Source organism: Bradyrhizobium sp. SZCCHNR1017 (assembly GCF_032381375.1).
Classification (GTDB): Bacteria; Pseudomonadota; Alphaproteobacteria; order Rhizobiales; family Xanthobacteraceae; genus Bradyrhizobium.
Window position 1 is genome coordinate 643,578 of sequence record NZ_JAUHIR010000003.1, and the last position, 22,500, is coordinate 666,077.

19 protein-coding genes are annotated in these 22,500 nt (G+C 66.1%); 13 read left to right on the forward strand and 6 right to left on the reverse strand.

Going from position 1 to position 22,500, the window contains the following annotated elements; all coding sequences use genetic code 11:
• Positions 1-69 precede the first annotated feature (69 nt).
• Genes QW863_RS11830 through QW863_RS11840 form a run of 3 tightly spaced genes read right to left on the reverse strand, consistent with a single transcriptional unit; the run spans position 70 to position 4,510 of the window.
• Positions 70-813 carry a response regulator gene (locus QW863_RS11830; RefSeq protein ID WP_315717100.1) on the reverse strand — a complete coding sequence of 248 codons (744 nt, stop codon included), beginning with the start codon at positions 811-813 and terminating at the stop codon, positions 70-72.
• Complete coding sequence (locus QW863_RS11835; protein WP_315717101.1) at positions 810-2,555, reverse strand: DUF3369 domain-containing protein; 1,746 nt, start codon at positions 2,553-2,555, stop codon at positions 810-812. The genes QW863_RS11830 and QW863_RS11835 overlap by 4 nt, the downstream gene beginning before the upstream one ends.
• On the reverse strand, positions 2,525-4,510 hold the full coding sequence (locus QW863_RS11840; RefSeq protein ID WP_409977917.1) for an ATP-binding protein: 1,986 nt from the start codon (positions 4,508-4,510) through the stop codon (positions 2,525-2,527). Before QW863_RS11840 ends, QW863_RS11835 begins: the two co-directional genes overlap by 31 nt.
• Before the next feature lie 520 nt (positions 4,511-5,030).
• Between QW863_RS11840 and ugpB the strand changes: the two genes are divergently transcribed.
• The 10 genes from ugpB to QW863_RS11890 all read left to right on the forward strand — a co-directional run bounded on the left by ugpB (position 5,031) and on the right by QW863_RS11890 (position 15,979).
• Positions 5,031-6,356 carry a sn-glycerol-3-phosphate ABC transporter substrate-binding protein UgpB gene (ugpB, locus tag QW863_RS11845; RefSeq protein ID WP_315717102.1) on the forward strand — a complete coding sequence of 442 codons (1,326 nt, stop codon included), beginning with the start codon at positions 5,031-5,033 and terminating at the stop codon, positions 6,354-6,356.
• A 2-nt stretch (positions 6,357-6,358) separates the two neighbouring features.
• Positions 6,359-7,309 carry an aminoglycoside 3'-phosphotransferase/choline kinase family protein gene (locus QW863_RS11850; RefSeq protein WP_315717103.1) on the forward strand — a complete coding sequence of 317 codons (951 nt, stop codon included), beginning with the start codon at positions 6,359-6,361 and terminating at the stop codon, positions 7,307-7,309.
• Positions 7,310-7,532: 223 nt separating this feature from the next.
• Positions 7,533-9,155: an ABC transporter substrate-binding protein gene (locus QW863_RS11855; protein WP_315717104.1), complete on the forward strand. Its 1,623-nt coding sequence runs from the start codon at positions 7,533-7,535 to the stop codon at positions 9,153-9,155.
• Positions 9,156-9,350: 195 nt separating this feature from the next.
• Positions 9,351-10,364 (forward strand): ABC transporter permease, encoded by a 1,014-nt coding sequence (locus tag QW863_RS11860; RefSeq protein ID WP_315717105.1) that lies wholly within the window; start codon positions 9,351-9,353, stop codon positions 10,362-10,364.
• Positions 10,361-11,263 (forward strand): ABC transporter permease, encoded by a 903-nt coding sequence (locus QW863_RS11865; protein ID WP_315717106.1) that lies wholly within the window; start codon positions 10,361-10,363, stop codon positions 11,261-11,263. The genes QW863_RS11860 and QW863_RS11865 overlap by 4 nt, the downstream gene beginning before the upstream one ends.
• 177 nt (positions 11,264-11,440) lie before the next feature.
• A complete protein-coding gene (locus QW863_RS11870) occupies positions 11,441-13,255 on the forward strand; it encodes an ABC transporter ATP-binding protein (protein ID WP_315717107.1) in 1,815 nt (604 codons plus the stop codon).
• 26 nt (positions 13,256-13,281) lie between these two features.
• Positions 13,282-13,461: a DUF4089 domain-containing protein gene (locus QW863_RS11875; RefSeq protein ID WP_315717108.1), complete on the forward strand. Its 180-nt coding sequence runs from the start codon at positions 13,282-13,284 to the stop codon at positions 13,459-13,461.
• 10 nt (positions 13,462-13,471) lie between these two features.
• The gene (locus QW863_RS11880; protein WP_315717109.1) at positions 13,472-14,872 is read left to right on the forward strand and encodes an AtzE family amidohydrolase; all 1,401 of its coding nucleotides are present in this window, start codon (positions 13,472-13,474) and stop codon (positions 14,870-14,872) included.
• Entirely contained in the window at positions 14,853-15,245 is a 393-nt protein-coding gene (hpxZ, locus tag QW863_RS11885) for an oxalurate catabolism protein HpxZ (RefSeq protein WP_315717110.1), read from the forward strand. The genes QW863_RS11880 and hpxZ overlap by 20 nt, the downstream gene beginning before the upstream one ends.
• Positions 15,246-15,247: 2 nt before the next feature.
• Positions 15,248-15,979 carry a GntR family transcriptional regulator gene (locus QW863_RS11890; protein WP_315717111.1) on the forward strand — a complete coding sequence of 244 codons (732 nt, stop codon included), beginning with the start codon at positions 15,248-15,250 and terminating at the stop codon, positions 15,977-15,979.
• A gap of 111 nt (positions 15,980-16,090) precedes the next feature.
• Here QW863_RS11890 and atzF read toward each other — a convergent pair whose 3' ends face one another.
• The 3 genes from atzF to QW863_RS11905 all read right to left on the reverse strand — a co-directional run bounded on the left by atzF (position 16,091) and on the right by QW863_RS11905 (position 19,521).
• The gene (atzF, locus tag QW863_RS11895) at positions 16,091-17,878 is read right to left on the reverse strand and encodes an allophanate hydrolase (protein WP_315717112.1); all 1,788 of its coding nucleotides are present in this window, start codon (positions 17,876-17,878) and stop codon (positions 16,091-16,093) included.
• 247 nt (positions 17,879-18,125) lie between these two features.
• Positions 18,126-18,665, reverse strand: coding sequence for a DUF805 domain-containing protein (locus QW863_RS11900; protein ID WP_409977918.1), 540 nt, complete (start codon positions 18,663-18,665; stop codon positions 18,126-18,128).
• Between the two features lie 349 nt (positions 18,666-19,014).
• Positions 19,015-19,521 (reverse strand): MarR family winged helix-turn-helix transcriptional regulator, encoded by a 507-nt coding sequence (locus tag QW863_RS11905; protein WP_315717116.1) that lies wholly within the window; start codon positions 19,519-19,521, stop codon positions 19,015-19,017.
• Positions 19,522-19,598: 77 nt separating this feature from the next.
• Here QW863_RS11905 and QW863_RS11910 point away from each other — a divergent pair, with 77 nt between their 5' ends.
• The 3 genes from QW863_RS11910 to QW863_RS11920 all read left to right on the forward strand — a co-directional run bounded on the left by QW863_RS11910 (position 19,599) and on the right by QW863_RS11920 (position 22,445).
• Positions 19,599-20,822, forward strand: coding sequence for a cytochrome P450 (locus tag QW863_RS11910; protein WP_315717117.1), 1,224 nt, complete (start codon positions 19,599-19,601; stop codon positions 20,820-20,822).
• Between the two features lie 8 nt (positions 20,823-20,830).
• Positions 20,831-21,154 (forward strand): 2Fe-2S iron-sulfur cluster-binding protein, encoded by a 324-nt coding sequence (locus tag QW863_RS11915; RefSeq protein WP_315717118.1) that lies wholly within the window; start codon positions 20,831-20,833, stop codon positions 21,152-21,154.
• 70 nt (positions 21,155-21,224) lie between these two features.
• Positions 21,225-22,445, forward strand: coding sequence for an ABC transporter substrate-binding protein (locus tag QW863_RS11920; RefSeq protein ID WP_315717119.1), 1,221 nt, complete (start codon positions 21,225-21,227; stop codon positions 22,443-22,445).
• Positions 22,446-22,500 lie beyond the last annotated feature (55 nt).

Genomic DNA, 22,500 nt, shown 5'->3' on the forward strand with positions numbered 1-22,500 from the left:
GCCCAATTCCAAGAAACGGAACGGAATGCGGGTACAGAGGCTGCTTTCGCCGCCGCCGGCCGGCTGTCCTCAGGCCTTCTCGCCGGCCGGGGAGAACAGGTAGCCGCCGCCGCGAATGGTCCGGATCACGGCCGGTTTGGTCGGATCGGGCTCGATTTTGCGACGGATGCGCATGATTCTAAGATCCACGGCGCGATCGAACGCCTCCGCATCGCGGGCATTGGCGAGCTCCAGCAGCCGCTCGCGCGACAGCACCCGCTTCGGGTTGGCGGCGAAGACTTTGAGCAGGCCGAACTCGGACGCCGTCAGCGGGTGCTCGTTGCCTTCGTCATCGCGCAGCGCCTGGGCATCGAGATCCAGCCATTTGGTGCCGAACCGCACCAATTGCGGGTCCTTGGCCTGGGCCGGAGCGGTCTCCGTGACGGCCGCCGCAGCCTTGGCCGGTCCGCTGCGGCGCAGCACGGAGCGGATCCGGGCCATCAATTCGCGCAATTCGCACGGCTTGGCGACGTAATCGTCGGCGCCAAGCTCAAGCCCGACCACGCGGTCGATCGGGCTGGCGGTGGCCGTCAGCATGATCACCGGGATGTTGGTGCGGCCCTTGAGATCGCGAATGATCGACAGGCCGTCTTCTTCGGGCATGTTGAGGTCGAGCACGACGAGATCTGCGGGGCCGGTCTCGATGGCGCTGCGCAGGCTCTTGCCGCCATCGCACAGCGTCACGCTGAAGCCGTGCATCTTGAGGTAATCACCCACCATTTCGCGGGCAGGGGCCTCGTCGTCGACGATGATGATGTGCTGGCTCTGACTCATGACAATTCGGCCGCCGGCAGTGTGATGGTGAAGGTCGATCCGGATCCCGGCCCTTCGCTCCTGGCCGTCACCTCGCCACCATGCATGTCGACGATGCGTTTGACAATCGACAGGCCGAGCCCGGTCGAGCTCTCGCCCGCGGTCGGTTTGGCCGACAGCCGCTGGAACCGGCCGAACAGGCGGCCGAGATCCTCCGGCGACAGCCCGGCGCCCTGGTCGGTGACGGCGATGATGGTGTTGTCGCCGTCATCGGCGGCGTTCACGGTGATCCTGCCACCGATCGGGCTGTACTTGATCGCGTTGCTCAGGAGGTTGTCGATCGCCTCGCGGATCCGGTCGATGTCGCACATGGTCGACAGATGCGGCGGCGCCGACACGGCAATGACCTGCTGCTTGTTGAGCGCGAGCGGCTGGTTGGCTTCGACCACCTCGTGGACCAGGGCAGCGATGTCGACCGGCTCACGGCGGATGGTGATGTCGAAGGCGTCGGCCATCGCATCCGAGATCAGGTGGTCGACCATCGACGTCAGCCGCCTGGCAGCATCTCGGATATGTCCGACCTGGCTGGTGATGCCGTCGGCGGAGGCGCCGGTCGCGATCAGCTCGGTCAGCATCTCCGTGCGGCCGAGGATGACGCCGAGCGGATTCTTCAGGTCGTGGGCGACGGTGCCCAAAATCTCGTTCTTGAAGCCGTTGGCGCGCTGCAGCCGCAGCCATTGCGCCGACAGCCGCCGGTTGGCCTGCATCAGCGCGCGGGTGCGCTGGGCGACGCGGTCCTCGAGCTGGGTGTTGGCCTCATGCAGCTGCTGATACAGGATCACGTTGTCGAAGGCGATCGACAGCCGGCTGGAGAAGATCTCTACCAGCGAACGGTCGGTCTCGGACAGCGGCCGCTCCGCCTGCAGCAGCACCACGACTTCGCGCCCCGAGCCGGTGCGGACATAGAGCACGGTGCGGTGGTCTGCGAATTCGTTGCTGCGCTGCCTGAAGGCGGCCTCGACCATGTCGCGCAGATCCGGATCGAGCGAGCGCGAGGTGACGGCGCCGGAGAAGCGGCTGTAGCAGCCGGAGCCGGCCAGCACCGAAAAATCGTCGGTCTGGCTGCCGTCGTCGCGCAGCACCAGGATCCCCGCGCAATCCACGTTCAGCAGCGACGCGATCTGGGTCAGCACGCCCTCGGCCAGCCGCTGCATCGACTTGAAATCATACAGCGTCGACGCGGCGTCGATGATGATCTCGAGGCCGCGGCGGGTCTGCACCATGCGCTCGAGCTGCTGGTAGCTGCGCAGCGCTGCCGTCAGCGAGGTGAACAGCTTGTCGGCGGTGAGCTCGGTCTTGGCCTTGTAGTCGTTGATGTCGTACTGGACGATGACGCGCCGCTCCGGCGCCTGGCCCGGCTGCCCGGTCCGCAGGATGATGCGGACGGTCTCGTTCTTGATCTCGTTGCGGATGTATTCGACGAGCTCGAGCCCGGCGACGTCGGTCTCCATGATGACGTCGAGCAGCACGGCCGCGATGTCGGTGTGCTCCCGCATCAGCGCGCGGCCTTCGGCCGCCGAATAGGCGGACAGGATTTCGAGCCCCTGGCCGTTCAGGCTGTAATCCGACAGCGCAAAGCGGGTGCCCTCGTGCACGGCATGGTCGTCGTCGATGACGGCGATCTTCCATTTCCGGGCCGAACCGTCGTCCTCGTCGAAACCGGTATCCTCGATCAGTTGGAGGACATCGTCCTGTTCGGCCATTGCGTCGTTCCGTCACCCATTGCTGTCTCGGCGCCGCCCTTGGCGACCCGCGGCATGATAATCCGAAAGGTGGTGCCTTGTCCCTCGCGGGATTCCAGCATCATGCGGCCACCGAGCTGCTGCGTCACCAGATTGTAGACGATATGCAGCCCGAGCCCCGTTCCCCCTTCGTTGCGGCGTGTCGTGAAGAACGGATCGAAGGCCTGGCGCTGCACGTCGGGGGGCATGCCGGCCCCGTTATCGGCGAAAATGATCTCGATGTCATCCGTGCCGCGCGGCCGCGCCGTGATCGAGATGGTGCCCGCGCGGCCGTCGGCAAAGGCGTGGTTGACGGCGTTGAGGAACAGGTTGGTGAGAATCTGACCGTAGAACCCGGGATAGCCGTCGATGAAAAGCCCCTCGGGGACATCGACCGCCAGCGTGATCGGCGCGCGCTTGAGCACCGGCTTGAGGCTGGTGATGATCTGATCGGTCGCCTCGCTCAGGACGAAGGCCCGTCGCTCCGCATGGGAGCGGTCGACCGCGACCTGCTTGAACGACTGGATCAACTCGCCGGCGCGCTGCAGGTTGGCGACCAACTGCTCGGACGCATCGCGCGACGAACGCACGAACTCCTCCAGTTGCGACCGGCGCAGGCCGCCTTCGGGCGACCGCAGCGCCGCCTCGAACATCTCGACGCGGCGCGCGAAGCTGGAGGCCACCGTCAGGCTGATGCCGATCGGGTTGTTCACCTCGTGGGCGACGCCGGCGACCAGCCCGCCCAGCGCCGCCAGCCGCTCGGCATCGATGAGATTCCGTTGCGCGGCATTGAGCTCGAGCAGCGCGCTCTCGGCCTTTTCCTTCGCGGTGCGCAACTCGTCCTCGGTCTTGCGCTTGGCGATCGCGTTCTCGCGGAAGGTCTCGACGGCGCGGGCCATCGCGCCGACCTCGTCGCGCGCCTCGGTGCCCTGGACCTCGCGGTCGTAGTCGCCCAGCATGATTGCGCGCATCGAGGCCATGATCTGCTGCAGCGGCAGCCGGATCGACAAGGCGATCAGCACGCCTGCGGACAGGATGACTCCCAGGAAGATCACCGCGATCGAGAGGACGCGGCGGGAGATGTCCTTCAACGTCCGATCGAACGTCGCCTGCGCCTTCTGCTCGTGCTGGCGCATCTTCACCGACAGGCCGTCGATGGCGCCGATGGTTTCGGCCTGGCTCGCATCGATGGTGTTGCGCAGCAGTTCGGTGCGGTTGGTGAGCTGATCGGTGAGCTTGGAGAATCCCGCGCGCAGCGCCGCGGTCCGGGCCGACAGCCGCTGCAGCGCCAGCCGCTGCAGATCATTGTCCGCAAGGCTCGACATCACCGGAATGGTCTTCTCGATCGTCTCCGTGTTGCGGCGCGCGTCCTCGGCGGAGGCGGGCGCGAGCGACAGGTAGTAGGAATTGGCCGCGACCAGCATGGCGGTGAAGGCCTCGCGCGACTTGCCGAGCGAGGGCCAGATCTGCGCGTCGCGATGGCCGGTCGCGCCTTCGATCACCGAATAGAGCCCGGCGATGTCGCGGGCGGGGCCGAGAACCTCTTCCTCATAGGTCTTGGAGATCGTCGCCTGCAGACTTCGCAGCTCGCCGAAGCCGTCCAGGAAACGCACGGTGACGCGCTCCAGCTCCTCGACCGACCCCGACAGCATCGGGTCGGTCGAGGCGCGCGTCGTCAGCGTCCCGAGCACGGCCTCGCGCAGCAGCAGGATCTCGGCGAACAGCTCCGGGCTCGGCTGATTGATGTAGCGATGAATGAGGTTCTGCAGCCGGCTCGTCTCGCTTTCGAGCAGGGCCAGCACCTTGTCGGATTCCCGGACCTGGCGAACGTCGTCCCAGGCCGTGCCCAGCACCGTCGCGCCGTTCCAGATCAGCGCCGCCAGCACGATCACGACAGCCGAGTTGAGCGCGGCGATCGAGAGGATGCGCCAGCGGATCGGAACCGCCCGCAGCGCGCGAACGATCCGTGCCCGCCCCAGGACCGCCAGACCGAGCGGCCGCGCGACGGATTTCCGCTGCTCGGATCGCGCCACGATCGCTACCTCGGGCCGGGCGTGCGGAGCCTGCCTGCGTCCGCTCTGCCGCGCGCAGCCGGGCCTGTATGCTGCGGCGCAGCCAGTCGCGCCGCCGAGCATGATGGGCGTGAAAGGGACGAGCGGTACCGCGCGCCCGCCTCAGCGCGCATCAGCACCGGCGTGACGTCCACTCTCGAGATCGACGAAAGATGGGCGCGGTACACAGGCAACACTTTTCCCCCTGATGATGAGGTCGGCCCGGACATGAAAAGGTTCAATGCACTCCCGAACAGGTGCTATAAGGCCATTCTGACGTCAAAGCGATACACGTCAATGGTTTGCTGATAGTTTGTTGCAGCCTTGGGTTGCTGGACCTGATTTTTCGGTCCGATTGCGATCTCAGCCCGAGCCTATTCATTCATCGAATTGGAGTTGCCTCCTGGTGACGGTCCTTCTGCGTTCTGTTTCGTTTGCAATCCTGCTCTGGACGGTTGTTGGCGCAAGCACGGCCAAGGCCGCGACCGAGATCGTGTGGTGGCATGCGATGTCGGGCGAGCTCGGCAGGCAGGTCGACAGGCTGGCGGCCGACTTCAACGCGTCGCAGTCCGACTACCGCATCGTGCCGAGCTACAAGGGCAGCTATACGGAGACCGTGACGGCGGCCATCTTCGCGTTCCGCTCGCGCAGCCAGCCGGCGATCGTGCAGGTCAATGAGATCGCGACCGCGACGATGACGGCGGCCAAGGGCGCGATCTATCCCGTTTACGAGTTGATGCGCGACGAGCAGGAGAGCTTTTCGCCGTCGGCCTATCTGCCCGCGATCGCCGGCACCTATGCCGACGCCGACGGCAACATGCTGTCGTTTCCGTTCAACGCCTCCACGCCCATCCTCTACTACAACAAGGATCAGTTTCGCGCGGCCGGGCTCGATCCGGGCGTGGCGCCGAAGACCTGGTCCGAGCTCGGCAAGGCTGCCCGGCGGCTGCGCGACAACGGTGTCGCCTGCGGCTTCACGACGTCGTGGCCGGCCTGGATCAACGTGGAGAATTTCTCGGCCTTCCACAATCTGCCGATCGCCACGCGAGCCAACGGCTTTGCCGGACTGGACGCCGTGCTGACGTTCAACAATCCGCAGGTCACGCGGCACATCGCCCAGCTCGCGGAATGGCAGAAGAGCAAGGTCTTCGACTATGGCGGCCGCGGTCAGGCTGCCGAGCCGCGTTTCCAGAAGGGCGAGTGCGGCATCTTCATCGGCTCCTCGGCAACGCGCGCCGACATCAAGGCGAATTCGAAGTTCGAGGTCGGCTACGGCATGATGCCGTACTGGCCTGACGTTGCGGCCGCGCCGCAGAATTCGATCATCGGCGGCGCGACGTTGTGGGTGCTCCGCGACCGTCCCGCGGCCGAGTACAAGGGCGTGGCCAAGTTCTTCGCCTATCTGTCGCGGCCCGATGTTCAGGCCGCTTGGCACCAGAATACGGGCTATTTGCCGATCACCCAGGCGGCCTTCGATCTGACGCGCGCGCAGGGCTTCTACGACCGCAATCCAGGAGCCGCGATCTCGATCGAGCAGGTGACGCTCAACCCGCCCACGGAGAATTCGCGCGGACTGCGGCTCGGCTCGTTCGTGCTGATCCGTGATGCCATCGAGGACGAGATGGAGCAGGCCTTCAGCGGCCGCAAACCGGCGCAGGCGGCGCTCGATGCCGCCGTCGACCGCGGCAATCGTCTGCTGCGCCAGTTCGAGCGCGCGAGCCCGGATCGCTGAAAATGACGTTGCCACCGGTCGCCGATGGCGCGCAGCTCCGGCGCCTCCGTGCCGACGTGACGCGCTGGCTGCCGGCTGCACGCGATATTGCGCGCGGCCATGGCTACGACGACGCGCGGCTGGTTCCGTTCGCGGCGGGCACCAATCTGGTCCTCGCGCTGAACGACGGACTGATCCTGAAGGTCTTCCCGCCGTTTCATCGCGGCAAGTTTCAGTCCGAGCGGGCGGCCTTGCGCGTGCTCGCCGGTGGCGTCGGCGACGTCCGTACCCCCGACCTGCGACACGAAGGGGAGCGCGACGGCTGGTGCTATCTGATCATGACCAGGCTCGGCGGCATGCCTGCTTCGGATGTGTGGCGGCAACTCCCGGAGCGGGACAAGCAGCTCTTGCTCAGGCAGGTCGGTCGTCTGATCGCCGCCGTGCAGCGGGTCCCGCCTGGCGAGCTGCTGGCGCTCGGTCCGCGCTGGTCGGATTTTTTGCGGATGCAGATGGCCGGATGTCATGCACGCCATCAGCGGCTCGGCTTGCCGCCGACGCTTCTCGCCGGGCTGGACGATCTCCTGCGCGAGGCCGCAGCACTGCTGCCGCAGGGTCCGCCGCCGGTCATCCTGACCGGTGAATACATTCCGGAGAACTTACTCGTCACGCGCAGCGGTGATGGCTGGCAGCTGAGCGGGCTGTTCGACTTCGGCGACGTCATGACCGGTTTTGGCGAGTATGATCTGCTCGGGCCGAGCGCCTTCATGGCAGCGGGTCATCCCGGGCGCGTGCGTGCCTTGTTCGACGGCTACGGATTTGCGCTGGAGGACATCGATCGGCAGCTGAAGCGACGGCTGCTGGTCCTGCTGTTGCTGCACCAGTACAGCGATCCGCTCCGCCACATCTGCATTCCGGATTGGCCGGCCAAGGTCCGCGACTTCGACGAGCTGCAGGCGCTGATCTGGCCGGAGTGATCCCAACCGGGGCGGCGGTCCAACAGGTGTTGCGTAAATCTGTCGCAGGCTAGCTGAGGTGATTATAAACTCAGCAAATATGCAGCTTTGTATGCAATTGGGGGCGCTGAGCTGTGCCGCTCGGTGAAGACCCCTCGATATTTCAATAGCTTAGTTTTCAGCCGGGCTTGGCACAAAGCTTGCGACCACTGTTCCCGACAGTCGTTATCCTCGGGAGCATTTGATGAAGCGTCGCGATTTTCTGAAATCCGTGTCCGGTCTGGCTGCGGGAGCCGCGCTGCCAATGGCGCCGGCCATCATGTCTTCCGCCAAGGCCGACGCGCGGTCCGAGACGCTGCTGATCGTGTCCGAAGGCGGTCCCAACAACCTCGACATCCACGGCGTCGGCACCAACGTGCCGGGCTACGAGGTGTCCTGGAACTGCTATGACCGCCTGATCAGCCACGAGATGAAGATCGGCCCGGGCGGGGTGCCGTACTACGACCGCGACAAGTTCAAGCCCGAACTCGCCGAGGACATGACCATCGGCGACATGTCCGCCACCTTCAAGCTGCGCAAGAACGCCAAATTCCACGACGGCACGCCGGTCACGGCCAAGGACGTGAAGTGGTCGCTCGATCGCGCCGTCAGCGTCGGTGGCTTCCCGACCTTCCAGATGAGCGCCGGCTCGCTGACCAAGACCGAGCAGTTCGTCATCGTCGATGACCACACCGTGCGCGTCGACTTTCTGAAGAAGGACCGCCTGACGATCCCCGATCTCGCCGTCATTGTACCCTGCGTGGTCAACTCGGAGCTCGTGAAGAAGAACGCGACCGACAAAGACCCATGGGGGCTCGAATATACCAAGCAGCAGACCGCGGGTTCCGGCGCCTACAAGGTGACGAAGTGGACCGCCGGTACCGAAGTGATCATGGAGCGCAACGACGACTGGGTGTGCGGTCCGCTGCCGAAGATCAAGCGTGTGATCTGGCGCATGGTGCCGCAGGCCGGCAACCGGCGCGCGCTGCTCGAGCGCGGGGATGCCGACATCTCCTATGAGCTGCCGAACAAGGACTTCCAGGAGATGAAGTCGAACGGCAAGCATACCGTGATCTCGCTGCCGATCTCGAACGGCATCCAGTATATCGGCATGAACGTGACCAAGCCGCCGTTCGACAATCCCAAGGTCCGGCAGGCGCTCGCCTATGCAATGCCCTATCAGAAGATCATCGATGCCGTGATGTTCGGCCTTGCCAATCCGATGTTCGGCGCGCCGGCGGATAAGGCGACCGAGGTGGCGTGGCCGCAGCCGACCAAGTACTTCACCGACATGGAGAAGGCAAAAGCGCTGCTGGCGGAAGCCGGCTACCCCAACGGCTTCGAAACCACGATCTCCTTCGACCTCAATTTCGCACAGGTCAACGAGCCCTTGTGCGTGTTGTTGCAGGAGAGCCTCGCCCAGCTCGGCATCAAGACCACCATCAACAAGGTGCCCGGCGCCAACTGGCGCACCGAGCTGAACAAGAAGGAGATGCCGCTCTTCACCAACATCTTCTCGGGCTGGCTCGATTACCCCGAATACTTCTTCTACTGGTGCTATCACGGCAACAATTCCGTGTTCAACACGATGAGCTACAAGTCGCCCGAGATGGACAAGCTCATCAACGGCGCGCGTGACGCCGCCGCGGCCGGGGACAAGGCGACGTACGATGCCGACGTGAAGGGCTTCGTCGATCTCGCCTTCGCCGAGGTGCCACGCATTCCGCTGTATCAGCCGTTCGTCAACGTCGCGATGCAGAAGAACATCTCCGGCTATCAGTACTGGTTCCACCGTAGGCTCGACTATCGGGCTCTGGTGAAGGGGTGAGACAGTGATGGGGGGATGTAATATGGGCCGAGCTCTCTCATTCCCTCCCCCCTTGTGGGGGAGGGGCAGGGAGGGGGGTAGCCACACCCACTGCCGTCTGGGTCCACCCCCCTCCCCAGCCCTCCCCCACAAGGGGGGAGGGAGCCGAGTGCGCCGCGCGGACAGGTCTGGGCCAATTCGGGCAGGGGGCTGCTCATGCTGAGCCTCATCGCCAAGCGCCTCGCGTTCGCGATCCCGTCGCTGATCGGCGTCGTGATCGTCACCTTCCTGCTCACGCGCGCCTTGCCCGGCGATCCCGCGGCGTATTTTGCCGGCCCCGCCGCCACCAAGGAGGCGGTGGAGCAGATCCGCAAGAAGCTCGGCTTCGACAAGCCGCTGGTCGAGCAGTTCTTCCGCTACACCGTCGATCTCGCCCATGGCGATCTCGGCAGTTCGCTGACCACAGGCCAGCCGGTCGCCAGCGAGATTCGCAACCGCCTGCCGGCCTCGGCCGAGCTGACCTTGCTCGGTCTGTTGGTATCCGTCGCGATCGCGCTGCCGCTCGGTGTGCTCGCGGCGACGCGGCCGGGGTCGTGGATCGACCATACCTGCCGTATCGTCACGACCGCGGGCGTCTCGCTGCCGGTGTTCTTCACCGGGGTGGTGCTGGTGTATGTGTTCTACTTCCGGCTCGGCTGGTCACCGGCGCCGCTCGGCCGGCTCGACGTGTTTTATAGCGCGCCGAACCCCGTGACCGGCTTCTACCTCATCGATACGCTGATCGCGCGTGACGGCGAGGCGTTCCGCTCGGCGCTGAGCCAGTTGATCCTGCCCGCCGCGACGCTGGCGATCTTCTCGCTGGCTCCGATCGCGCGCATGACGCGGGCCTCGATGCTGTCGGTGCTGTCGTCGGAATTCGTCCGCACGGCGCGCGCCTCGGGCCTGTCGCCCGCGACTGTCACCGTGACCTATGCGTTCCGCAACGCCATGCTGCCGGTCATCACCACGCTATCGATGGTGTTCTCCTTCCTGCTCGGCGCCAACGTGCTGGTGGAGAAGGTGTTCGCCTGGCCCGGCATCGGCTCCTATGCGGTCGAGGCGCTGATCGCCTCCGACTTCGCGCCGGTGCAGGGCTTCGTGCTGACGATGGCGATCATGTACGTCGTCCTCAACCTCGTCATCGACATTCTCTATGGCGTCATCGATCCCCGCGTGAGGCTGGAAGGATGAGCACTGTCGCGCCGACCGTCGAGCCTGCCGCCGTTCCCTCGCGGACGTCGGGACTGACAGCCCTGATCGGCCACACGCGCTATGTCCTGGCCGAGAACAAGGTGACGGGCTTCGCCTTCGGCCTCCTGGTCGTGATCCTGTTTGCAGCCATCTTCGGCCCGTGGATCGTGCCCTATGATCCGCTGGCCAGCGACACCGCGTCCGCGCTAAAGCCGCCGTCGGCGGCGCATTGGTTCGGCACCGATCAGCTCGGCCGCGACATCTTCAGCCGCGTTGTGGTCGCGACCCGGCTCGACACCTTCATCGCGATCGCCTCGGTCGCGCTGGTGTTCTTCCTGGGCGGTCTCGCCGGCGTCGCCGCCGGCTTCTTCGGCGGCTGGACCGATCGCATCGTCGGCCGCATCGCCGACACGATCATGGCGTTCCCGCTGTTCGTACTGGCGATGGGCATCGTCGCCGCGCTCGGCAACACCGTGCAGAACATCATTATCGCCACCGCGATCGTGAATTTCCCGCTCTATGCGCGCGTGGCACGCGCCGAGGCCAATGTCCGCCGCAACGCCGGCTTCGTGCAGGCGGCACGGCTGTCGGGCAACAGCGAGCTGCGCATCCTGCTCGGCCACATCCTGCCGAACATCATGCCGATCATGATCGTGCAGATGTCGCTGACCATGGGCTACGCCATCCTCAATGCCGCAGGCCTGTCGTTCATCGGCCTCGGCGTGCGGCCGCCGACGGCGGAATGGGGCATCATGGTCGCCGAGGGAGCCTCCTTCATGGTGTCGGGCGAATGGTGGATCGCGCTGTTCCCGGGTCTCGCGCTGATGATCGCGGTGTTCTGCTTCAACCTGCTCGGCGATGGCCTGCGCGACATCGTCGACCCGCAGCGCAGGACGTAAGGCGATGAGCGCACAACAAAGAGACTCCGTCATTGCCGGGCTTGACCCGGCAATCCATCCCTTCAAGAACACCTTCGTCAGTGTGATGGATGCGCGGGCCTTCGCCGCGCCGAAGGGGCTTCGGCCCCGCAGGCGGGTCAAGCCCGCGCATGACGGTCGTAACAAGCGGAGCCACGGATGACCGCCCAGCCGCTGCTCGACGTCCGCGATCTCACGGTCGAATTCTCCACCCGCCGCGGTATCGTCAAGGCGGTGCAGCATATCGATATCTCCGTCGCCAAGGGCGAGACGCTCGCGATCGTCGGCGAATCCGGCTCGGGCAAGTCGGTGACGTCCTATGCGGTGATGCGCATCCTCGACCGCGCCGGGCGCATCGCCGAGGGATCGGTGATGTTCTCCGGCGTGGACGTCAGGGCGGCCGAGGAAAGCGCGATGCGCGATCTGCGCGGCCGCGAGATCTCGATGATCTTCCAGAACCCGCGCGCGGCCCTCAATCCGATCCGGAAAGTGGGCCAGCAGATCGAGGATGTGCTGAAGCAGCACGTCCAGGCGGCCGCGACCGATCGCGCCGAGAAGGCGATCGCCGCGCTCGAGCAGGTCAAGATCGCCCGCCCGCGCGAGCGCTACCACGCCTATCCGTTCGAATTGTCCGGCGGCATGTGCCAGCGCGTCGTCATCGCGCTGGCGCTGGCCTGCAACCCGCAGCTCCTGATCGCCGACGAGCCGACCACCGGTCTCGACGTCACCACGCAGAAGGCGGTGATGGACCTCGTCGTCGAGCTGACCAAGAGCCGGGGCATGTCGACGATCCTGATCACGCATGATCTGGGTCTCGCCGCTGCCTATTGCGATCGCGTCGTGGTGATGGAGAAGGGCCGGGTGGTCGAGACCGCCAGGGCCGCCGACATCTTCGCCAACCCGCAGCATCCCTATACACGCAAGCTGATGCGCGCGACGCCGCGCCTCGGCGTGTCCTTGCGCGATCTGCTGCCGGAGGAGGATGTGGCAGCCCCACCACACACAGCCTCCGTCATGGCCGGGCTTGACCCGGCCATCCATCCATCTTCGCAAGAGTCGCTCCAGGTGATGGACCCCCGGGTCAAGCCCGGGGGTGACGAGCGGAGTGCGGAGGGCGAGCGGAGTGCGAGCAGCGCCAAGCCGCTTCTCCTCGTCGACAAGCTGGTCAAGGAATATCCGCGCCAGGGCGCCTCGGCGACATTGTCGAAACTGTTCGGACGGAGGCCGGCGGTCGAGCCGGAGATGTTCCGCGCCGTCGACGGCATCAGCTTCACGGTCGGTCATGGCGAGAGCGTTGGCCTGGTCGGCGAATCCGGCTGCGGCAAGTCGACGACGTCGATGATGGTGATGCGGCTGCTCGACCAGACCTCGGGGCGCATCAGCTTCGATGGCGAGGAGATCGGCAACATCCTGCCGCAGGCCTTTGCCCGGCTTCCGCTGCGCAGCCGCATCCAGATGGTGTTCCAGGATCCGACCGACAGCCTCAATCCGCGCTTCACCGCGGCGCGTGCCATCGCCGACCCGATCCTGCAGCTCGGCGACATCAAGGGCCGCGACGCGCTTCGTGCGCGCTGCGAGGAGCTCGCCACCATGGTCGGCCTGCCGCTCAATCTGCTCGACCGTTTTCCGCACCAATTGTCGGGCGGCCAGAAGGCGCGCGTCGGCATCGCGCGCGCGATCGCACTGCACCCGAAGCTCGTCATCCTCGACGAGCCCACGGCGGCGCTCGACGTCTCCGTGCAGGCGGTCGTGCTCAATCTGCTGCAGGACCTCAAGCGGCAGTTAGGTATGAGCTATCTGTTCGTCTCCCATGATTTGAATGTCGTGCGGCTGTTGTGCGATCGTGTGATCGTGATGCGGTCGGGTCGAATCGTCGAGGAAGGCACCTCCGAACGTGTGCTAGGTCATCCGCAGGATGACTATACGCGGGAGTTGCTGACGGCGATTCCGCACCCGCCATTGCCGGCGCATTGAGCGTGAAAGCTTGAGGAGAAAAGCTGATGGCGGAGCCATTGGACGATTACATCGACGCCGTCGGGCGTGCATTGGCTTTGCCGATCGAGGACGCGTGGCGCCCGGCCATCCGCGCCAATCTCGAGGTCTCGCTGAAGATGGCGAAGCTGGTCGACGAATTCTCCCTGCCTGATGAAGCCGAGCCTGCCAGTGTCTTCACCGCTTAGTTCTCCCGAGATGACCGCGAGCGCCGTCGCCGCCGCGGTCGCCACCGGCAAGCTCTCGGCCGTCGAGGCTACCGACGCCGCGCTGGCGCGGATCGTGGCCCGCGATGGCGTGCTCAACTCGTTCACGGATGTGACCGCCGAGCGGGCGCGTGCGAAGGCGCGTGCGGTGGATGCCGACATCGCGGCGGGCAAGCCCGTCGGTCCGCTCGCCGGCGTGCCGTTCGCGGTGAAGAACCTGTTCGACGTCGCGGGGCTGTCGACCCGCGCCGGCTCCAAGATCAACCGTGATCGAGCGCCCGCGACGCGCGACGCGACGCTGATCGAGCGCATGGAGGCGGCCGGCGCCGTCCTCGTCGGTGCGCTCAACATGGGCGAATACGCCTACGACTTCACCGGCGAGAACGTGCACGACGGCCCGTCGCGCAATCCGCATGATCCGACGCGGATGAGCGGCGGCTCGTCGGGCGGCTCGGGCAGCGCCGTCGGCGGCGGCCTAGTGCCGATCGCGCTGGGCTCCGACACCAACGGCTCGATCCGTGTGCCGTCGTCGTTCTGCGGCATCTTCGGCCTCAAGCCGACCTATGGCCGGCTGTCGCGGGCGCGCTCGTTTCCGTTCGTCATGAGCCTGGATCATCTCGGTCCGTTCGCACGCTCGGTCGAGGATCTCGCGCTTGCCTACGACGTGATGCAGGGGCCCGATGCCGACGATGCCGCGTGCACCACGCGTGCGCCGGAGCCGGTCTCAGCTTCGCTGTCGCAAGGGCTCGATGGCCTGCGCATCGCCATTGCCGGCGGCCACTTTCAGAAGAACCTGTTTCCGGAGGCCGCCGAGGCGGTCAGCCGCGTGGCGACCGCGCTCAAGGCGACCGACGTCGTCGAGGTGCCCGAAGCCGCGCGTGCTCGCGCCGCGGCCTATGTCATCAGCACGACCGAAGGCGCCTCGCTGCATCTCGACCGCTTGCGCAAGCAGCCGCAGGATTTCGATCCGGCGGTGCGCGATCGGCTGATTGCGGGGGCGATGATTCCGGCACCGATGGTCGACCGCGCGCAGAAGTTTCGCCGCTGGTACCGCGCCCGGGTGCTGGAGCTGTTCAAGTCCGTCGACGTGCTGATCGCGCCCGCAACGCCCTGCGTTGCACCCAAGCTCGGGCAGGCGACCTTCGTGCTCGACGGCGTCGAGCTGCCGGTGCGTGCCAATATCGGCATTCATACCCAGCCGATCTCGTTCATCGGGCTTCCCGTCGTCGCCGTCCCGATTCCGCTCGCGCCGATGCCCATCGGCGTGCAGATCATCGCGGCGCCCTGGTGCGAACATGTCGCATTGCGTGTGGCCCACGCCTTGCAACAGCTTGGCGTCGCCGCTGCGCCGGCCCCGCGAGGAGTTCTGGAGAATGGAAGTCGATCTGCCTGACGTCGTCGCGGAAGTCACCGCGCAGTTCCAGCGCTACGAACAGGCGCTGGTCGGCAACGACGTTGCCGTGCTCGACGAGCTGTTCAAGCAGGACTCCCGTACGCTGCGCTACGGCATCGGCGAGAACCTCTATGGCTACGGCGAGATCGCTGCATTTCGCGCCGCGCGCTCGCCGGCTGGACTGATGCGGCGGACCGCGCGCACCGTGATCACCACTTACGGCCGTGACGCCGCGGTCGCCTCGACGCTGTTCTATCGCGACACCGCGCCCGGCAAGGTCGGACGCCAGATGCAGACCTGGGTCCGGTTTCCTGAAGGCTGGAGAATCGTTGCTGCCCATGTCAGCATCATCGATGAAGCAAAGGGCGGCTAAGGATGAGCCTGGACGATCTACCGCCGCGAACGCGCCAGCGGTCCGCCCGCGACTCGGAGATCAAGCGCATCGACCGCGCGCCGCCTGCCGTCGCGAAAATCACGCGCGCCGAGGAGCTGCGCCTGCAGCTGGCCGATGAGATCGTGCGCGGCGCGCTGGCGCCGGGCGCGCCGCTGGACGAGACCGAGATCGCCAAGCGCTTCAACGTCTCGCGCACGCCGGTGCGCGAAGCGCTGCGTCAATTGGCGACTTCCGGGCTGATCGAGGCGCGTGCACATCGCGGCGCTGTCGTGGCGCGGCCGTCGGCCGACCGTCTCACCGGCATGTTCGAGGCGATGGCCGAGCTCGAGGGCCTGTGCGCTGGTCTCGCGGCGCAGCGCATGACGCCGGTCGAGCGGCAGCGGCTGGAAGCCATCCACGAGGAGCTGCGCAATCTCAGCCACGCCGGCAACCCCGAGCGCTTCCACGAGGTGAACGAGCGCTTCCACAACGCGATCTATGCCGGCGCGCACAATGCCTACATCGCCGAGATCACCTTGGCGACGCGGGTGCGCGTGCAGCCGTTCCGCCGCGCCCAGTTCCGCAATCTCGGCCGCCTCGCCAAGTCGCATGCCGAGCACGACCGCGTCGTCGTGGCCATCCTGCGCGGCGACAAGGCCGGCGCGGCGAGTGCCATGAAGGCGCACATCGAGCTGGTGCGCGGCGAATACGAGATCTACGCGGTGTCGGTATAGCTAAGCTCGCCGTCTTCCGGGTTGCCGTCATTGCCCGCGCAGCAATCCAGAGGCCTGACCGCAGCTCTGGGATTGCTTCGCTGCGCTCGCAGTGACGAAGTCGCGAGGCGATCAGCTTTTCTGCGCCATATACGCGCGCCAGCCGCCGAACTCCGAGATGTCGCGCGCGCCATCGAGGGCGGCAGGCTCGACAAGGAAGCCCTTGGCGCTGCGGCCGTTGGCGAGCCGGATGGTGCCGATCGACAATGGCGGCGGGATGAGGTTGACGAATTTGCCGAAGCTCGCGGCCGACAGCGCCCAGAGCTCGACGGCCATTGCCGTGCCCTGGCCGTCGTCGATCCGCAGCATGCCGGGCTTGGGCGGCGTGGTCGACAGCGCGTAGAGCTTGTAGTCAGGCGCGGTGGTCGTCGCCTCGAGCATACGTCCGCCGAGGCTCGTCAGCTCGTGGTTCAATGCCATCCCTGAGAGATGCGCGCCGACGACGACGACGGCGATCTCGTCGCCATGCAGTGCCGGAGACACGGGAGCGAGCGGCGGCAGCGGGACCGGCTTGGCGCCGACCGGCAGCGCCGTGTCGGCATGGAAGGCGCGCCCGAGACTGGCGAGCGCCGCATCGCGGCCGGCTGGCGCCAGTAGGGTGATGCCGAACGGGACGCCGTCGCTGCGCATCGCAGCCGGCACCGCAAGCCCGCAGAGATCGAGCAGGTTGACGAAGTTGGTGTAGGTGCCGAGCCGGCTGTTGAGCTCGATCGGATTGGCGAGCACATCCGCGGTGGTGTAGGCGGTCGGCGCCGTCGGCAGCACCAGCGCGTCGATATCGGCGAAGGTACGCTCGGCCACCTTGCGCAGCGCCTGCAGACGATAAAGCGCGGCAAAGGTGTCGGCCGCGCTGCCGCGCGCGCCGCCGATGGTGATCTCGCGCGTCACGGGGTGGATCGCATCGGGATCGGAGGCGAGCAGATCGCGGATCACGAGATAGCGCTCGGCGACCCAGGGGCCTTCATAGAGCAGCCGCGCGGTCTCGTAGAACGGCTCGAGGTCGAACTCGACCAGCTCGGCGCCAAGCTTGACGAAGCGCGCGGCGGCAGCGCCATAGGCGGCGTCCGCCGCCTTGTCGCCGAAGAAGATCAACTGCCCGGGGCGGGGAATGCCGAGCTTCACGCCCTCGGGAAATGCCGTCACGGCCCCAAGCGGCCGGTCGCGCGAGAACGGATCGAGCGGATCCGGCGCCGCCAGCACCGAGAGCGCCGCGACGGCGTCGTCGACCGTCAGCGAGAACACCGAAATGCAGTCGAGCGTGCGGCAGGCCGGCACCAGGCCGGACGTCGAGATCATGCCGAGGCTCGGCTTCAGGCCGACGATGTTGTTGAGCATTGCCGGCACGCGGCCGGAGCCCGCAGTATCCGTCCCGAGTGCGAGCGGCACGAGACCCGCGGAGACGGCGACCGCCGAGCCCGAGCTCGATCCGCCCGGAACGAGATCGGCGCGCACCGGATTTTTCGGAATGCCGTAGGGCGAGCGCACGCCGACGAGGCCGGTGGCGAACTGGTCGAGATTGGTCTTGCCGATGATGATCGCGCCGGCCGCGCGCAGCCGCGCCACCGCGGTGGAATCGCGAGATGGCGTGTAGGCGAAGGCGGGGCAGGCGGCGGTGGTCGGCAGGCCCGCCACGTCGATATTGTCCTTCACCGCGACGGGCACGCCGTAGAGCGGCAGCGATCTGTCCCGGTCGGCGAGGGTTTCGGCCTCCGCGAGCGCGTCCTTCTCGCCGCGCAGGCTGATGAAGATGGCGGGGTCGTTGTGCGCGCGGATCCCGGCGTAGCAGCGCGCGATCGTGTCGCTTGGCGTTGTCAGGCCGGCGCGATGGGCGGCGACGATCTCGGCAATGGTCTCGGTCACGCGGCGCTCCGCGTCTCGTCCGAGCCCAAACTCTGGCCTGCCATTTCCTTGCGCTCCGCTTCGCCCAATCCGGCTGCGAACGTAGCAAGCCATGTGCCATTGTGTACACGGCGAGGATGCGGGCCTGATAAGGAAAAATCTTGAGAGTCAGTGGGTTGCTGTGCCATCCGACAGGCCGTCGGGCGGTCGGATGTGGTTGCCGAAGGCGATTTGCCTAATTGGTGAGCAGGCCGGGCGCCGCAGCCGCCTAGTACCCGCGCCGATCGGCATCCCCGCCCGTGATGCGCGCAAGTCGTGCCTCGGTGGCCGAGCTGGCGCCACGGGCTGTCCGGAACGATGCAGACGTCGGGCGGGTCACCGTGGCTCCCGACGATGGCGCGTCGTCAGCCCCGCTGGGGAAGAACAGCAGCGCAACGCTGAGGCCGAGATTGACCAGGGCGCCCACCCACGTGCCGTGGTGCGATGATGTCGCCGCGTATTCGGGAAATCGGCCGGCGATCACGTAGTCCAGCACCATGACGGCGATCCAGGCCGGGATCACACAGACCGGGTCCCAGCCGATGTCGCGAAAGCGCATCGCCTGCAGCATCAGGTTCGCCACCAGGCACAGACCGATCAGCACCACGATCGGCAGGCTCACCGTCAGCTCCGACGTCTGCGGGGCGAGGGCGGCAAGACCGACGGCCACAACCACGATCAGGACCACCGAAACCAGCGCAAGACCGAGCGAGGCGAGAAAATATTGCAGACGGCCGAGACGCGCATTGAAACCGAAAATGAACCCCAACATCCGCCTCTCCCCGCAGGCCGCGCCGCAATCGGGAGCGCAGCCGACACGGCATATCAGGGCGAAATTGCCGCGCGCCTTCGCCGGTAGTTAGAATTTGAAGGACCGAGTGCGGCGGCGCTTTCGCGCTGCGGGATCTCATGCATTCGAAAATATATCGTTGCTAAAGCAACTAATCTGTGGAACGATCGACCCGATCAGCAACGGAGGCGCGGGATGATCCGCGTCTCGAAGAAGGGACGGGAACGTCATGCGCAGCCTGCTCGCCGCAGGCGCGGCCGCTTGCGCGCGCGCCAACAGATTGCCGCAGCGGACGGGTCAGCCGTTCGGCGGCTCGTGCCTGAGTGGCTCAGCTCGCGCCCGTGACGGCGTCGAGATTGTCGTGGATTCGGCGCAGCAGGGTGATCAGGACTTCCCGCTCATCCTTGTCGAGACAGGCGAGCAGACGCCGCTCGCGTTCCAGCGCGGCGACGATGACCTTGTCGTGGGTCGCGCGGCCCTTGGCCGTCAACGAAATCGAATGGCTGCGGCCGTCCTCCGGGTCGTTGCGGATCGCGATCAGGCCGCGGCTCTTCATCAGCGCCAGGGTGCGGCTGACCGGCCCCTTGTCGAAGCCGATCACGCTGCAGATGCGCGAGGCCGGGATGCCCGGCTCGATCGCCAGCAGCGACATGATCCGCCATTCGGTGACGTTGACGCCGAAATTGCGCTGATAGAACGCGGTGGCGCTGTTCGACAGCTTGTTGGCGATGAAGGTGATGAAGGCCGGCACATAGCGGTCGAGATCGAGCGTGAGGCCGTGCCCCTCAGCTTCGCGCGGCTGCGCCTTGCGCGGCGTCCCGGATTTCTCGCTCATGATCCCCAGCGTCCATGCATCGCCACTCATACGGATACGAAAAGCCGCATGACAAGGCCAAACTTCGGGAGCTCCGCATGAACCCAACAGGTCTTTCCCCCGCTGCCGGCGTGGCGCCGGTCATCCCGCACCTCGCCATCGACCCGTTCTCATATGAATTCTTCGACGATCCCTATCCAGCGCATCAGGAGATGCGCGAGGCCGGCCCCGTCATCCATCTGGACGCATGGAACGTCTACGGCGTCGCCCGCTACGCCGAGGTCTATGCCGTCCTCAACGATCCCCAGACGTTCTGCTCCAGCCGCGGCGTGGGCTTGAGCGACTTCGCCAAGGAGAAGCCGTGGCGGCCGCCGAGCCTGATCCTCGAGGCGGATCCGCCGGCGCATACGCGCACCCGCGCCGTGCTGAGCAAGGTGCTGTCGCCCGCCGTCATGAAGCGGCTGCGCGACGGCTTCATGGTGGCGGCCGAGGCCAAGATCGACGAGCTTGTAGGCCGGGGCTCGTTCGATGCCATCCCCGATCTCGCCGAGGCCTATCCGCTGTCGGTGTTTCCCGATGCGCTCGGGCTGAAGCCGGAGGGGCGCGAGCATCTCATTCCCTATGCGAGCCTGGTGTTCAACGCGTTCGGTCCGCCGAATGAGCTGCGCCAGCAGGCGATCGAGCGCTCGGCGCCACACCAGGCCTATGTCACGGAGCAGTGCCAGCGCGACAATCTCACGCCCGGCGGCTTCGGTTCCTGCATCCACGCCTTCAGCGACAGCGGCGAGATCACGCCGGCCGAGGCGCCGTTGCTGGTGCGCTCGCTGCTGTCGGCCGGCCTCGACACCACCGTCTACGGCATCGGCGCCGCGGTGTATTGCCTGGCGCGCTTCCCCGATCAATGGGCGCGGCTGCGCGCCGATCCGTCGCTGGCGCGCAACGCGTTCGAGGAGGCCGTGCGGTTCGAAAGCCCGGTGCAGACCTTCTTCCGAACCACCACGCGTGACGTCGAACTCGGCGGCGTCACGATTCCCGAGGGCGAGAAGGTGCTGATGTTCTTAGGTAGCGCCAATCGCGACCCGCGCCGCTGGGAGCAGCCGGACAGCTACGACATCACCCGAAAAGTATCCGGCCATGTCGGCTTCGGCTCGGGCATCCACATGTGCGTCGGCCAGCTCGTCGCGCGGCTCGAAGGCGAGGCGGTGCTGACGGCGCTCGCCCGCAAGGTCGGGAGCGTCACGATGAGCGGCGAGCCGAAGCGCCGCTACAACAACACGCTGCGCGGGCTGGAGAGCCTGCCGGTCACCTTTACTCCAGCCTGAGCTATACCATGACCACGATCACCTTCATCCATCCCGACAACCGCAGCGAAAGCGTGGAGGCCGAGGACGGCGCCAGCGTCATGCTGGCGGCGCTGACCCACGGCATCGACGGCATCGTCGCCGAATGCGGCGGAAACGCCGTCTGCGCCACCTGCCACGTCTATGTCGACGACGCCTGGACCGGGAAGCTCGATCCCGTGTCCGACGATGAGGATGCGCTGCTGGACGGCACCGCAGCCGAACGGCGGCCGAACAGCCGGCTGTCCTGTCAGATCAAGGTGCAGCCGGCGCTGGCCGGACTGGTGGTGCGCATTCCGGATCGGCAGAGCTGATTTCGCAACTGGAGACGACCTCCAGCCGCAACGACAACAATCAAACAAGCAACACACGGGGAAGGACATCATGAAGCAGCTGAATTCGTGCGCGCTGGCGCTGGTCGCAATAGTCTGCCTTGCAGGCGCGGCGCGGGCCGGCGAGATCTCGGACAATGTCGTACGCGTCGGCGTGCTCAACGACATCTCCGGCATCTTCCAGGACACCAACGGCATGGGCTCGGTCGAGGCCGCGCGCATGGCGGCGGAGGATTTCAACGGCGGCGGTAAAGGCATCAAGGTCGAGATCGTCTATGCCGATCACCAGAACAAGGCCGATGTCGGCTCGGCGATCACGCGCAAATGGCTCGATGTCGACAAGGTCGATGCCGTCGTCGACGTGCCCAACTCGGCCGTGGGCCTCACCGTCAACGAGCTCTTGCGCAACAGCCGGATGACGTTCCTGGCGTCGTCGACCGCGAGCTCCGATCTCACCGGCAAGGCCTGCTCGCCGAACACCATCCAGTGGGTCAACGACGCCTGGGCGACCGGCAACACCACGGCGGCTGCGATGATGGGCCGCGGCGGCAAGGACTGGTACTTCATCACGGTCAACTATGCGCTCGGCCAGGGCATCGAGGCGGAGGCCACCAACTACATCGAGAAGCACGGCGGCAAGGTGCTGGGCTCGGCGAAGCATCCGCTCGGCACGACGGACTTCGCCTCGTTCCTGCTTCAGGCGCAGGGCTCGAAGGCCAAGGTGATCGGCCTGGCGAATGCCGGCGGCGACACCATCAATGCGGTCAAGCAGGCGTCCGAGTTCGGCATCCAGCAGGGCGGCCAGTCGCTGGTCGCGTTCCTGCTGTTCATCAACGATATCCACGGCATGGGCTTGAAGGCGGCGCAGGGCTTGCAACTGCTCGAAGCGTTCTACTGGGACATGGACGACGATACCCGCGCCTTCGCCAAGCGCTTCGCAGCGCGCCCCGGCATGAACGGCAAGATGCCGAGCGGCAACCAGGCCGGCGTCTATGCCTCGACGCTTGCCTATCTCAACGCGGTCGCCGCCACCGGCAGCGATGATGCCAAGGACGTCGTGCCGCAGATGAAGACGGTGAAGGGCAAGGACAAACTATTCGGCGATGTGACGATCCGGGCCGACGGCCGCGTGGTGCACCCGATGTATCTGTTCGAGGTGAAGAAGCCGGAGGAGTCGAAATATCCGTACGACTACTATCGTCTGGTCTCGACGATTCCGGCCGAGCAGGCGTTCCGCCCGATCGCCGATGGCGGGTGTGCGCTGGTGAAGTGATGCGTTCGTGGGGTAGCGAGCAAGTGATATCCACGAGTGACATCTAGAAGTAGAT

Bases quoted from the DNA above. Each gene is read 5' to 3' on its own strand.
- QW863_RS11830 (WP_315717100.1), bottom strand. From the start codon at position 813: ATGAGTCAGAGCCAGCACATCATCATCGTCGACGACGAGGCCCCTGCC.
- QW863_RS11835 (WP_315717101.1), bottom strand. From the start codon at position 2,555: ATGGCCGAACAGGACGATGTCCTCCAACTGATCGAGGATACCGGTTTC.
- QW863_RS11850 (WP_315717103.1), top strand. From the start codon at position 6,359: ATGACGTTGCCACCGGTCGCCGATGGCGCGCAGCTCCGGCGCCTCCGT.
- QW863_RS11855 (WP_315717104.1), top strand. From the start codon at position 7,533: ATGAAGCGTCGCGATTTTCTGAAATCCGTGTCCGGTCTGGCTGCGGGA.
- QW863_RS11860 (WP_315717105.1), top strand. From the start codon at position 9,351: ATGCTGAGCCTCATCGCCAAGCGCCTCGCGTTCGCGATCCCGTCGCTG.
- QW863_RS11865 (WP_315717106.1), top strand. From the start codon at position 10,361: ATGAGCACTGTCGCGCCGACCGTCGAGCCTGCCGCCGTTCCCTCGCGG.
- QW863_RS11870 (WP_315717107.1), top strand. From the start codon at position 11,441: ATGACCGCCCAGCCGCTGCTCGACGTCCGCGATCTCACGGTCGAATTC.
- QW863_RS11875 (WP_315717108.1), top strand. From the start codon at position 13,282: ATGGCGGAGCCATTGGACGATTACATCGACGCCGTCGGGCGTGCATTG.
- QW863_RS11880 (WP_315717109.1), top strand. From the start codon at position 13,472: ATGACCGCGAGCGCCGTCGCCGCCGCGGTCGCCACCGGCAAGCTCTCG.
- hpxZ (WP_315717110.1), top strand. From the start codon at position 14,853: ATGGAAGTCGATCTGCCTGACGTCGTCGCGGAAGTCACCGCGCAGTTC.
- QW863_RS11890 (WP_315717111.1), top strand. From the start codon at position 15,248: ATGAGCCTGGACGATCTACCGCCGCGAACGCGCCAGCGGTCCGCCCGC.
- QW863_RS11905 (WP_315717116.1), bottom strand. From the start codon at position 19,521: ATGAGCGAGAAATCCGGGACGCCGCGCAAGGCGCAGCCGCGCGAAGCT.
- QW863_RS11910 (WP_315717117.1), top strand. From the start codon at position 19,599: ATGAACCCAACAGGTCTTTCCCCCGCTGCCGGCGTGGCGCCGGTCATC.
- QW863_RS11915 (WP_315717118.1), top strand. From the start codon at position 20,831: ATGACCACGATCACCTTCATCCATCCCGACAACCGCAGCGAAAGCGTG.
- QW863_RS11920 (WP_315717119.1), top strand. From the start codon at position 21,225: ATGAAGCAGCTGAATTCGTGCGCGCTGGCGCTGGTCGCAATAGTCTGC.